Origin of the sequence: Shimia fortis (assembly GCF_040225985.1) — a bacterium.
Classification (GTDB): domain Bacteria; phylum Pseudomonadota; class Alphaproteobacteria; order Rhodobacterales; family Rhodobacteraceae; genus Shimia.
Window position 1 is genome coordinate 609,903 of sequence record NZ_JBBPEU010000002.1, and the last position, 11,713, is coordinate 621,615.

At 60.2% G+C, this 11,713-nt stretch carries 16 protein-coding genes; 5 read left to right on the plus strand and 11 right to left on the minus strand.

What is annotated here, in order from left to right:
• Window positions 1-65: 65 nt before the first annotated feature.
• From soxB to WNE31_RS06290, 7 genes are all read right to left on the minus strand, one after another.
• Window positions 66-1,763, minus strand: coding sequence for a thiosulfohydrolase SoxB (soxB, locus tag WNE31_RS06260; RefSeq protein WP_349978843.1), 1,698 nt, complete (start codon window positions 1,761-1,763; stop codon window positions 66-68).
• Window positions 1,764-1,874: 111 nt separating this feature from the next.
• Window positions 1,875-2,729 carry a sulfur oxidation c-type cytochrome SoxA gene (soxA, locus tag WNE31_RS06265; RefSeq protein WP_349978844.1) on the minus strand — a complete coding sequence of 285 codons (855 nt, stop codon included), beginning with the start codon at window positions 2,727-2,729 and terminating at the stop codon, window positions 1,875-1,877.
• Window positions 2,730-2,804: 75 nt separating this feature from the next.
• Window positions 2,805-3,134 (minus strand): thiosulfate oxidation carrier complex protein SoxZ, encoded by a 330-nt coding sequence (gene soxZ, locus WNE31_RS06270; RefSeq protein ID WP_349978845.1) that lies wholly within the window; start codon window positions 3,132-3,134, stop codon window positions 2,805-2,807.
• An 18-nt stretch (window positions 3,135-3,152) separates the two neighbouring features.
• Window positions 3,153-3,569: a thiosulfate oxidation carrier protein SoxY gene (soxY, locus tag WNE31_RS06275; protein ID WP_349978846.1), complete on the minus strand. Its 417-nt coding sequence runs from the start codon at window positions 3,567-3,569 to the stop codon at window positions 3,153-3,155.
• Window positions 3,570-3,605: 36 nt separating this feature from the next.
• Window positions 3,606-4,082, minus strand: coding sequence for a sulfur oxidation c-type cytochrome SoxX (gene soxX, locus WNE31_RS06280; RefSeq protein ID WP_349978847.1), 477 nt, complete (start codon window positions 4,080-4,082; stop codon window positions 3,606-3,608).
• A gap of 194 nt (window positions 4,083-4,276) precedes the next feature.
• Entirely contained in the window at window positions 4,277-4,855 is a 579-nt protein-coding gene (locus tag WNE31_RS06285; protein ID WP_349978848.1) for a thioredoxin family protein, read from the minus strand.
• A 28-nt stretch (window positions 4,856-4,883) separates the two neighbouring features.
• The gene (locus tag WNE31_RS06290) at window positions 4,884-5,621 is read right to left on the minus strand and encodes a cytochrome c biogenesis CcdA family protein (protein WP_349978849.1); all 738 of its coding nucleotides are present in this window, start codon (window positions 5,619-5,621) and stop codon (window positions 4,884-4,886) included.
• A gap of 72 nt (window positions 5,622-5,693) precedes the next feature.
• On the opposite strand from WNE31_RS06290, the gene WNE31_RS06295 reads away from it, so the two are divergent.
• The 3 genes from WNE31_RS06295 to WNE31_RS06305 all read left to right on the plus strand — a co-directional run bounded on the left by WNE31_RS06295 (window position 5,694) and on the right by WNE31_RS06305 (window position 7,745).
• Window positions 5,694-6,062, plus strand: a complete 369-nt coding sequence (locus WNE31_RS06295) for a hypothetical protein (protein WP_349978850.1) — start codon at window positions 5,694-5,696, stop codon at window positions 6,060-6,062.
• Window positions 6,063-6,260: 198 nt separating this feature from the next.
• Window positions 6,261-6,599: an ArsR/SmtB family transcription factor gene (locus tag WNE31_RS06300; RefSeq protein WP_349978851.1), complete on the plus strand. Its 339-nt coding sequence runs from the start codon at window positions 6,261-6,263 to the stop codon at window positions 6,597-6,599.
• 66 nt (window positions 6,600-6,665) lie between these two features.
• On the plus strand, window positions 6,666-7,745 hold the full coding sequence (locus tag WNE31_RS06305) for a YeeE/YedE family protein (protein WP_349978852.1): 1,080 nt from the start codon (window positions 6,666-6,668) through the stop codon (window positions 7,743-7,745).
• A gap of 16 nt (window positions 7,746-7,761) precedes the next feature.
• Here WNE31_RS06305 and WNE31_RS06310 read toward each other — a convergent pair whose 3' ends face one another.
• The gene (locus tag WNE31_RS06310; protein WP_349978853.1) at window positions 7,762-8,157 is read right to left on the minus strand and encodes a c-type cytochrome; all 396 of its coding nucleotides are present in this window, start codon (window positions 8,155-8,157) and stop codon (window positions 7,762-7,764) included.
• A 20-nt stretch (window positions 8,158-8,177) separates the two neighbouring features.
• Window positions 8,178-8,549 carry a c-type cytochrome gene (locus WNE31_RS06315; protein ID WP_349978854.1) on the minus strand — a complete coding sequence of 124 codons (372 nt, stop codon included), beginning with the start codon at window positions 8,547-8,549 and terminating at the stop codon, window positions 8,178-8,180.
• A gap of 131 nt (window positions 8,550-8,680) precedes the next feature.
• Between WNE31_RS06315 and WNE31_RS06320 the strand changes: the two genes are divergently transcribed.
• Window positions 8,681-9,091 carry a PaaI family thioesterase gene (locus tag WNE31_RS06320; RefSeq protein ID WP_349978855.1) on the plus strand — a complete coding sequence of 137 codons (411 nt, stop codon included), beginning with the start codon at window positions 8,681-8,683 and terminating at the stop codon, window positions 9,089-9,091.
• Between the two features lie 9 nt (window positions 9,092-9,100).
• Window positions 9,101-9,547 (plus strand): DMT family transporter, encoded by a 447-nt coding sequence (locus tag WNE31_RS06325; protein ID WP_349978856.1) that lies wholly within the window; start codon window positions 9,101-9,103, stop codon window positions 9,545-9,547.
• A gap of 74 nt (window positions 9,548-9,621) precedes the next feature.
• Here WNE31_RS06325 and WNE31_RS06330 read toward each other — a convergent pair whose 3' ends face one another.
• Window positions 9,622-10,308: an ABC transporter ATP-binding protein gene (locus WNE31_RS06330; protein WP_349978857.1), complete on the minus strand. Its 687-nt coding sequence runs from the start codon at window positions 10,306-10,308 to the stop codon at window positions 9,622-9,624.
• On the minus strand, window positions 10,301-11,587 hold the full coding sequence (locus WNE31_RS06335; protein ID WP_349978858.1) for a lipoprotein-releasing ABC transporter permease subunit: 1,287 nt from the start codon (window positions 11,585-11,587) through the stop codon (window positions 10,301-10,303). The genes WNE31_RS06330 and WNE31_RS06335 overlap by 8 nt, the downstream gene beginning before the upstream one ends.
• Window positions 11,588-11,713 lie beyond the last annotated feature (126 nt).

Below are 11,713 nucleotides of genomic sequence, written 5' to 3' on the forward strand. Positions count from 1 at the left end.
CTCTTGATCCTCTTGCCCGGCTGGCGCCCGCCAGCCGGAATTCCGTTTAACTTCAGGCCTCTGGCTTATGCGCCGTCGACTTTCACATTCTCATGGGGTTCCACCGAAACCGTACCCTTGCGGCGGATATAGTCTTCGACCACATCCCAGATCTGCGGCCCTTCGGTGCCTTCGTTGACCGACGCCCAGCCCGCGACCATGTAGGTTTTGGCCGGGTCGATGGCTTCGCCCGTTTTGAGCAGGGTCATGTCGCTGATGCGTTCGCCCTGCGGCTTCGAAACGTCGATGCGATAGCCCATGCCGCCAATGCGGACCATGTCGCCGCCCTGCTGGTAATAGGGGTCGGTGTTGAACAGGTTATCGCCCACGTCTTCGAGGATGACATGGATGAATTCACCCGTCATTTCAGTGCGGTACGCCTGACCATAGGTCATCGACGTCACGTTCCAGATATCCTCGCGAGTGATGTTCTGACCCGGCAGGATCGACGGACCCCAACGCACGCCCGGCGACATCGAAATGTCGGCTTCGCGCTCTTCGATCAGGGCCTGACAGATCAGGTCGTCCCAAGTGCCGTTAAAGTTGCCGCGACGATAGAGCAGGCTGTCGGTCTGGCCGATCACTTCTTCCAGCTTGTCCTTATAAGGCGCGCGCTGCTCGTCGATCAGTTGGGTGATTTCCGCCTTGGGCGCAATCACGTCCGAGAAGATCGGGATAAGCTTGTGACGGAAGCCCATCATCTTGCCGTCGCGGATGTCCAGATCGACGCGGCTGACGAACTTGCCGTTCGAGCCCGAGGCGACCACGATGGTTTCACCCACCAGAACCGGCTCGGGCAGCGCGTCATGGGTGTGACCCGACAGGATCACGTCGATGCCCCTGACGCGGCCGGCCATTTTCTTGTCCACGTCGAAGCCGTTATGCGACAACACGACAACGCATTCCGCCCCCATGCTGCGGACTTCATCGACCATGGCCTGCATGTTCTCGTCACGGATGCCGAAGGAGTACTCGGGGAACATCCAGCGCGGGTTCGCAATCGGCATATAGGGGAAGGCCTGCCCGATCACGGCGACGTTCACGCCACCACGCTCGAAGAATTTGTACGGCTTGAACAGCTCGGCGGGTTCGTCCCACTCGGCGTCAAAGATGTTCTGGCCCAGCGCCGCAAACGGCAGGTTCTCGACCAACTCGTTGATGCGGTCGGTGCCCAGCGTGAATTCCCAGTGAAAGGTCATGGCGTCGGGTTTCAGCGCGTTCATGACGTTGACCACGTCCTGCCCTTCTGTGTGATAGCAGGTGTAAGAGCCGTGCCAGGTGTCGCCGCCATCCAGCAGCAGCGCATCCGGGCGGTCGGCGCGGATTGCGTCGATCACTGTGGCGACACGGTCCATCCCCCCGACGCGGCCATAGGTTTTGGCCAGCGACGTAAAGTCGTTATAGGTCAGCGCATAGGCAGACGGGCTGCCATCGGCGATGCCGTACAGCTTGCGGAAATCGGCGCCGGTGATGTGGGGCACTTGGCCATAGGCGTCGCCTACGCCCAGGTTGATCTCAGGCTCGCGGAAATAGATCGGCTTGAGCTGCGCGTGAATGTCGGTGATGTGGATCAACGAGACATTGCCGTAGGTGTCGAATTGCAGCAGGTCATCCTGGGTCAGCGATTGCTGAGCGGCCAGACGGGCCCAGTTGCCGAAACCCGAAGCGCCAACCATGGCCGATGCAGCCATGGAGACCTGGAGGAAATCGCGACGAGAGATCATAGACGAGACGCCTTTCTAACATGTTTTTCACACACACTTTATATTCGCATGTGTGAATTTATTTAATCATATAAAAGCCCGCCCCGGTAAACCGAAGCGGGCCTTGTCAGGTTAGTTGCGGACGGACGGTGCTTCGACCGACAGACCGTTGCCGCGCGAAGCGACATAAAGTTCCAGCGCGATGAACTCGTCCGAACCCGGTTTGTAGGTTTCGGCGCGAGTGTCACGCACACAGCCTTTGAAGCGACCATGCGCGGTCGTCAGCTTGGCGTTTTTCAGTCGGTAGACCGGGAAGCCATTGATGTGGCCTTGGCTAAGATGGTCCGACCGGATGTTGTTGCCATAGTTTTCTTCGTGGCAGGACGCACAGCTCAGATCCAGCTGACCGGTGCGGGTATAGTAAAGCTCTTTACCCAGTTCCCAGGTCGCTTGTGCAGGGCCATCAATGGCCACGTTGACCGGCATACCGCGCGAAGGAACCGAGATCAGAGCTTCCATGCGCGCCATTTGCGCACCGGATTTCTTCCACGGCTCGGCGCCCATGCCATCGGTCAGGCAGTCGTTGATCTGCATTTCCATGGTATAGACTTTTTCCTTGCTGTCGTTCCACTTGGGATAGACAGCGCGCACACCAACCATGCTTTCCTCGACATCGCCGTGGCAGCTCTGGCAGGATTTGCCCTTGGTGCCCATCTCGGTGGTCCAGTCGTCCATGGCCTGTTCTACAAAGATCATGGCCGGGTTGTCGAAATCGTCGGCCTGCATGATCTGGGTTTCGTCCGAACGCATGTGCCAGCCCGAGATGACTTCGTCGAGCGCATCAGAAAGATGCTCGGGTGCCGGTGCTTTGGTGACCATTTCGATCTCGCCGTTAACGATCAGAACATCGTCATCCGCATCGGCCATTGCGAACATCGGGGCCGAGATCGCCAGTGCGGCAATCGCAGTCATTGCCTTGAATTTCATCGCGTTTCCTCCCTTGTAACCACCTTGCCCCCGCGACAGGGACAAGGCAGATTTTTTGGTGGGTGCACCGGCCTATCAGCCGATTGCGACTTTCTTGGCAGTGTCGTAGACCGACCCGTCGTCATCGTACCAGGTGAACTTGAACTCACCGGCTTCGGGCACGGTGGCCTCGAATTCGATATAGGGGTTGGTCGAGATCGCCGGCTCCAGGGTGACGTCAACAACAGAGGCGCCGTTGAATTCACAAGTGAAGCGGTTGATGATCGAACGCGGGATGAGGTTGCCCTCTTTGTCCTTGCGCTGACCGGATTCCATTTTGTGCGAAATCAGGGTCTTGATGACGATGGCCTCACCAGCAGCAGCTGTTTTCGGGACCTTGACGCGGGGTTTTACACCAGATGCCATGTTTCTGTTCTCCTCTGATTAGCCGCCGCAGCCGCCGATGGTCACTTTGACGGTCGACGATGCTTTTGCGAAGGAACCATCTGCCATTTTGGCGATGGCAACGACATCTTGCGTACCAGCCAGGCGGATACGGGTCGATGCGGCTTGGGTGGCGGCCAGTTCACCAAAGTTGAACTGTGCCACACCGGGGGTCGGGTTACCCGCTGCCAGCAGCAGGATCGACACGGCGCCGGGTGCCGAGACACCAATCGGAACGGTGTTGCCGTTTTCGGCGATTTCCGGTGCGGTCAGCTCGATGCCGCCCTCGGCCATGTCGGCACCACCGGTAAATGCTGCGATCGCCTCGTCGGCGGCAGCCAGCACGCGGAAGGGAAGTACGGTCAGCGCCGCTGCCCCTGCCCCGAGTGCCAGAGTTTCACGTCTCGTGAAGTCCATCTCTGTTCTCCTTGATAATTTACTTGCGCGCCCCTGTTACTCTTCTTTCAGAGTAGACAGGAAAGCGACCACGTCTTCGATTTGTTGTGCGCTCAGAAGCGGATCCAACGGACCTTCTGCGGCTTTGCCGGTATAGGCGTTGCCCGGGCGGGTGAACCCGTCCACGACATAATAGGCCGGCATGACGGTGCCCTCGTAAGTGGCCTTGGCGTTGGACAGGATACCACGCAGCTCGGCTTCGTTCCAGCGATCCGCGACGCCGTCAAGCGACGGGCCGACATTGCCGTGGAACGGGGCTTCGCTGAGGGCAGTGATCTGGTGACAGGCGACGCAGTTGCCAAGCGATTTGGTCGTCATGACCTTGGCGCCGTTGGCCGCGTCCCCCGGTGCACCGGACAGCGACGCCTCAACGGCGCCATCTTCGGTATATACCACGTCCGCAGGCGCGACGGGCCCGGCGATTGCAGCGCCGGCAGCCAGTGTTGCCGCCAGTGTCAGTGTCGAAAGCTTCATGTTTCCTCCCTTGGCTACCATCTCTTCCTGGGTAAGCTCGGTATACCGTAGGCTACCGCAGGGGCAGAACGCAACATCAAATTCATTAACATGAATGATTGAGTATGTTTTGCCGCAGGCCGCAGGGCTTTTCACTTATTTTCCAAAGGAAAAGCCCTGCGCAACAATTGTTCAAGCCGCCTTACTCGAATCACTTAATCGGTTTTTCCGTCCGACCGCTCGCGAATCATGCGGGCGTGATAACGCTGAAAGTCTTCTTCAGACTGGTCAAGATACCGTTCTTCCGCGATCCACGTCATCAGGTCATAGGTCGTGCCCGGCATGAACGCACCCGGCATCACCCCCACAGCCTGACGGATGGCCGGGGTGTCGAAATCGACCTCGGGCGGCATGAAGATCATGGTCGGGGTGAACATCACCCCCCATTTGCGGGCCGCCGCGCGCTCTTCCATGGCCTCGCCATCGGTGTCGACCATCTCGTTTGCGCCATGCAGGTCAAGCTGCACGGGGTAATAGGTCTCGGTCAGGTGTTTCTGAACACGCGGGTCCAGAAAGGCGCGCTCGTGCATGTCCTTGCAGTAAATGCAGCCGCGCTGTTCGACGATGATCAACAGCCGCTTGCCTTCGGATTTGGCGTCCTCGTAATCCTCTTGCAGGTCCTTGAAGGTATCGCGGAACCATGCGGTCTTATGCAGCCCATCATCCCCAAGTTCCGCCGCCCAGACCGGCAGGGCCACCATCGCGGCGGCAAGTGTCGCAATAATTTTTCTCATTGGTCTTTCCTCCCTGTGTGTTCCCATCCTAGCCCAGACCGCTCAGCCCGGGCGCATAGCGTAGCATCAGATCGGCAATGCGGTTCACGCTGTCCGTAGCGATCAGGAACGCAAAGACCAGCAGCATCACACCCATCACCTTTTCGACATACGGCATGTATTTGCGGTTGCGCTGCATCCAGCGCAGGAACGGCTTGGCAAACAGGGCGGCAATGATGAAGGGTGCCGTCATGCCCAGCCCGTAAACCAGCAGCAAAAGCGCCCCGCGCCAGATATCGCCCATGCCGCTGGCCACCATCAGGATCGACGCCAGCGCCGGGCCGACACAGGGCGTCCAGCCAAAACCAAAGGCCAGCCCCATCAGGTAGGCGCCCAGCACCGTGGTCGGTTCGGCCGTGCTCTCGATCTTGGCTTCGCGATACAGCAGCGGAATTTTCAGAACGCCAAGGAAATGAAGGCCGAACAGCGCCAGCAACCCCGCCGCGACATAGGACAACGGATCACGGAACTGGGCAAAGGCCTGCCCCAACGCGGTGGCCCCCATCCCCAGCAGTACAAAGATGGTCGTCACCCCGAGGGCAAAGAAAACCGCCGACAAAACAAGACGTTTCTGTGCCCCAGGGGCAATATCGCCATCCCCATGCAATTCAGACATGGAAATTCCGGCCATGTAGCATAAGTAGAACGGCACCATGGGAAGGATGCATGGTGTGAGAAAAGAAAGCAGCCCAGCCAAGGCGGCTCCTGCAAAGGAAATCTCGAGCATCAGCGCCCTTCCTTGATTTATGCACATATTCATATTACGTTGTGCGTCATACTGTCATCAACGGGGGGCTGCATGCAAGCGCGCTCTTTCTTGTCGGCACTGGCCGTCACTGTTTTCACCACCCTGCCCGCCTGGGCAGCCGAACTGGTGATCGTGGAACAGGCCGGGTGCTACACCTGCAAGCTTTGGAACGAAGAGATCGGACCCATCTATCCAAAGACCGAAGCAGGCCAGTTCGCCCCTTTGCGGCGCGAAAACCTGCGCGCGAAACCCGATGATCTGACATATGCCCGGCGTGTGAACTTCACGCCGACCTTTATCCTGATCGAGGACGGACAAGAGATCGCCCGCCTCGAGGGCTATCCGGGCGAAGACTTCTTCTGGTGGCATATCGAGAAAATGCTTGCCGAAAAGGCAGGCTTTCAAGGTGCGACACGGTAACGTTTCGTCCCTTTCGGTGCGGTAAAGGTTTTCTTATGGCAGGGTTTGGTGTAACCGGCGCCCGAAACCTGTCCAAAACACTAGACTATGCCGGGACAGGGAACGCGGTTCTGAGTGGTCCTTCGCCATCAGACCGTAGGCAACGCCCTCCAATGCACAACGCATGCGGGGCGCGCAACACTGACGAGGGGAAAGACCATGGCGCTTCCGGTATTCTCGGACGACATCAGCGAAGAAGAAATGGACCGTATGGTGGTCAACGCCACCAATGCCTCCAACTTCCTCAAGGCCATCAGCCACGAGGGCCGATTGATGATCCTGTGTCATCTGGTCAGCGGTGAAAAATCCGTGACCGAGCTTGAAGACCTACTGTCCGCCCGACAAGCCGCTGTATCGCAACAACTTTCCCGCCTGCGCCTCGAAGGTCTGGTGGTGCCGCGCCGCGAAGGCAAAACCATATATTACCGATTGGCGGATCACCGTCCGCGCCGTATACTGGAAGTGGTCTACGATCTCTTCTGCAGCGACGACGAATAACTCCGTCCGGCGTCCGCACCCGATGTCGTGACCCGCACCGGTCAGGCATCAGGGAGGCTCCGGTTCATGCTGGCATTGCTCGAAACACTCTTGGACAGGATCGGCGACAATAATCTTGTCGCCCTTTTCGGCATGCTTGGGGGAATCGTCCTTGGCCTTGCAGCACGCCTTGGCCGGTTCTGTACGCTGGGCGCCATCGAAGACCTTCTATATGGCGGCAGCGATCTGCGGATGCGCATGTGGGCCCTTGCGATCGGCGGGGCCATCGTCGGCAGTTTTGCCCTGATCGGCACCGGATTTCTCGAGGCGGAAACCTCGTTCTATTTCTCGATCCGCTGGATGCCCGTAGCCTCTATCATCGGCGGGCTGATGTTCGGCTATGGTATGGCACTGGCCGGAAACTGCGGCTATGGCGCGATTGCGCGTCTTGGCGGCGGGGACCTGCGCAGCTTTGTGATCGTGCTGGTGATGGGCGTATCGGCCTATGTGGTGCTGGCAGGCCCCCTTGCCCCGTTGCGCAATTGGCTGTTCCCGCAAATCGACGTCACCGCCCCGGTCCCGCCCGGCATCGCCCACCACATCGGCAACTGGACTGGACTGGCCGCCGCCCCTGTGGGCATGACCATCGGTGCGCTTATCATGATCGCCGCGCTGTGGTCGTCAGAAATGCGGAAAGACGTCAAGGCAATCTTCTGGGCCCTCATGGTGGCCGCCGCCATCGTCTCGGGCTGGGCCGGAAGCCAGTGGGTCGCCACCAACGGATTTGACGGAGTGCAGCTTGTCTCGCACAGCTTCTCGGCGCCCGTCGGCGAATCCATCCTGTTTGCCATGAACGGCTCGGTGCGGCCCCTGTCCTTTGCGGTCGGATCGGTCGCCGGGGTCTGGCTTGGGGCTTTCATCGGCTCGATGATGAAAGGCCATTTCCGGTGGGAGGCCTGCGAAGACCCGCGCGAGCTGCGCCGCCAGATCTTCGGTGCAATCATCATGGGGGCCGGGGCCATTCTCGCCATCGGCTGCACCGTGGGTCAGGGGATCACGGCCTTTTCGCTGCTGGCAATCTCGGCGCCAGTCACGTTTCTCGCGATCTTTGCCGGCGCGGCCATCGGTCTGCGCCAGTTGATCGAAGGGTTCCAGCCTGCGGAATAAGGCGCGTCCTACGCCCCTAGTCCTGTGCTGCCCCAATATAGGCCAGAAGATCCGCCACCGGACGGCTAACTTTCAAACTGCCGCCTTCCGGCAATTTGACCCGCGTGGTCGGCCCCTCGAAAAAGAACCCATAGACCGGCATCGGACTGCCATGCGCAACCAAGGGGTCACGCCCGTCGATCCGTTCGGCCACGCGCTGGGTGGGGAACAGCCCCGCGTTGCGTCGCGCAAGGGCTGTCAGGTCAGTGGGCTTGATCGTCAGCACGCCCGCCATCGGCCCGGCGCCGTCCAGATCGACTCCATGACATGTCGCACAGTGTTCCGCGTAATACGCACCACCCCGCGCTACATCCGCTGCCCAGCCCGTATCGGCCGCAAGGCCCAGGGCCGCCAGGATGACAACATGCTTCATGTCCACCTCCTCTGATTGGTTCAGCCAGAGACCTGAAGGGACTCGAGATAGTCCACCACCGCCTCAAGTCGGGCATCGGCCATTGCGCCCGTGCCCATCATCTCTGAAAACTCGGGCATTGCACCGCTGAAATGATCGCCTCGCCCCTTGCCCGCGATGGCCTCGGTCACGCGCAAGCGCGGGTAGGTGCCACCGTTCTCGACCGTCAACACGGTCAAATCTGGAGGCAATTTCAACAGCTTACCCGCAAAATCTCCATCACCCTTGCCGCCAGGGCCGTGGCACATGGCGCAGTGTTCGTTATAGATCGCCTGACCGGACACCCCGATCTGCGCACAGGCGGTCATGATGCCAATCGCCCCGAAAACCGCTGCACCCCATATCAACCGCATATCCTGTTCCCCGACTTGTTCCGTCCGACCCTGCCAAAAATCCGCCGGGTCTTCCTTGACCCGTGTCATATGAGGATGACAATCCCGCAACACCGCGCCATTGTCGAGACATTACATCGACGGAGGAGCATATGAGCCTGACACCGCAGGACGCACAACAGTTTCTGGAAGACAATTTTGCCCCTTGGGTCAAAGCGTTAGATCTGACCATCACCGATATCTCGCCCCAAGGCGCGACCCTGACCATGCCGATCACCCCCGATCTGGCACGCGTGGGCGGCATTATCTCGGGACAGGCGCTGGCCGCGATGGCCGACACCAGCATGGTATTTGCGGCCTTTGGACATTTGCAGGCCGCTCGCCCCGTGGCCACCACCAATCTCGACACGCAATTCCTGCGCCCCGGCGTCGGCGACATGATCCGCTGTGACGCCGAAATCGTGCGCGCGGGCAAGGCGCTGATCTTCTGCAAGGCCACGATGACGGCGCTGCCTTCTGACAAAGTCGTGGCCACGGCGACAGCAACTTTCTTTGTACCATAAGGATTTAGCATGTCTGCAACGACCACATATGCCAGTGTGATGCTGGCCGCAGGGATTGGTATCCCGGTGCTTGCGGCGCTGAATGCCGCCCTTGGACAACGGCTTGGCGCGCCAGTGGCGGCGGGCACGATCCTGTTTTGCGTGGCCCTGCTCTGCACGGTGGTCGTGCTGCTGCTGACCGGGGGCGCCACCCATCTGCACAAGGCCGCAGACGCCCCGAAACACCTGTTTCTCGCCGGGGTCCTTGTGGCCTTTTATGTGCTGTCGATCACCTTTGTGGCGCCGAAGTTCGGGGTTGGGAATGCAGTCTTTTTCGTATTGCTGGGGCAGTTGATATCGGCCGCAGCAATCGACCATTTCGGATTGTTCGGTGCGCAAATTTCACCGCTGTCCCTGACACGCGCGGGCGGGATCGGGCTGATGGCGGCGGGGGTCTGGCTGACCCAACAGGCATAAGTGAAAACCGGAAAATTGTTCGATTTGTACAAGCCTGCGAGGCTAGATGTCTGGTTTGTACAAAATTTTGCCTGTTATGTGACAGGGGTCAGTGCACCGTTTTCCATCCGCAACACCCGATCCATGCGCGCCGCTAGGTCAAGGTTGTGGGTCGCAATCAGCGCGGCCAGCCCGGTGTCCCGCACCAGCGACATCAGCGCGCCGAACACCTGATCCGAGGTGTCCGGGTCAAGGTTGCCCGTCGGTTCATCCGCCAGCAGCACGCGCGGCGCATTGGCCAGCGCCCGACAAAAGGCAACCCGCTGTTGTTCGCCCCCAGACAGCGCCGCCGGACGGTGATCGGCCCGCTCTCCCACGCCCACGCCTGTCAGCAAGCCTTGCGCGCGGGCCACGGCGTCGGCCCGTGCCGTGCCATTGGCCAACTGTGGCAGAACGATGTTTTCCAGCGCCGTGAATTCGGGCAGCAGATGGTGGAATTGATAGACAAAGCCCACGTCCTGCCGCCGCGCAATGGTGCGCCGCCGGTCGGATTTGCCGTCCAGCCGCGCGCCGCCGATTTCAACCGTGCCCGCATCGGGGGAATCCAGCAGCCCTGCAATATGCAAAAGCGTCGATTTCCCCGCGCCCGACGGCGCGACCAGCGCCACGACCTCGCCCGCCTGCAGGGTCAGGTCGACCCCGCGCAGGACATTCACTTCGCTCGGCAACCCCTTGTTATAGCGCTTCTCTATCCCTTCAAGGCGCAACACCACATCATTCATATCGCAACGCCTCGACCGGGTTCATGCGCGCCGCCCGACGCGCTGGAAAAATGGTGACAACGAAAGACAGCCCCAACGACAGGGCCACCGCGCTGAGCACATCCGCCGCCTCGAGCTTGGCCGGCAGGTGATAGATTCCACGGATCGACGGATCCCAGACCCCGCCCCCCATCGCCATGTTCACGAAAGAAAAGATCGGGTCGATATAGATCGCGAACAGGCACCCGAGCGTCACCCCGAGCACCGTGCCAATCAGACCGGTGAAAGCCCCACAGATGAAAAACACCCGCAACACCGTGCCCTCGGTCAGCCCCATGGTGCGCAGGATGCCGATGTCGCGCCCCTTGTTCTTGACCAGCATGATCAGGCCCGACACGATGTTCATCGCGGCGATGAGAACAAGGATCGACATGATGATGAACATCACGTTGTCCTCGACCTCGAGTGCGCGCAGGAACCCGCCCGACGCATCCCGCCACGTCCAGACCAGCGCCCGGTCTCCGGCAGCGCGGATCAGGTCAAGCACGATTTCGTCCACCGCCTCCGGCGTTTCAACCATCACTTCAATTTCATCCGCTACCCCCTCGCGTCCAAAGAAGTTCTGCGCTTCGGCAAAGGGCAGGTAGACGCGGGTATTGTCGATATCAAAGCGCCCCGCCGAGAAAATATAGACCACCTCGAAGGCGCTGATGCGGGGAGAGGTTCCAAAGGCGGTTTTCACCCCGTTGGGCGAAATGATCTTGATCCGGTCGCCCACCATCGCGCCAAGGCTCTGGGCGACGCCCGCTCCGATTGCGATGCCGTCATCAAATCGCTCCAGATCGCCACGCCCTGTCTCGGGGTCCGCAATCCGGGGCAGTTGTGAAAGGTTTTCGGCGCTCATGCCGAACACCTGCACGCCTGCATTGCGGCTGCGCAGGTTGGCCATGACCTGCCCTTTGATCAGCGGTGCCGCGCGGGTCACGCCGGGAACGGCGCGCAGGGCCGTGGCCATCTCGTCGTAATTGTCGATGGTGCGGGTCAGGCGCCCGGTCTCGTCCACCACACCGGATTGATACACTGTCACATGTGCGTTCGCCCCGAGGATCGTATCCACGAATTCGGCCCGGAACCCCGAGCGCACGGCCAGCGTCGCGATCAGGGCAAACACCGCCAGCGTGATCCCGATCAGGCTGATCCACGTCATCACACTGACGCCGCCCTCGGCGCGGCGGGCGCGCAAATAGCGCCACGCGATCATCCATTCGAACGGGGCAAAAGGGGGAGGTGTGCCTGCCATGACTGCTCCGGCTTGGTGTTTGCGGCCAACCTATTGGGCGGCGCTCAGAGGGTCAAGCAGCGCCGCGTGAGCAGGCGCGACGGCGGACTCACAGGAACGTGACAGTGTCGTGATGAACCAAATTTT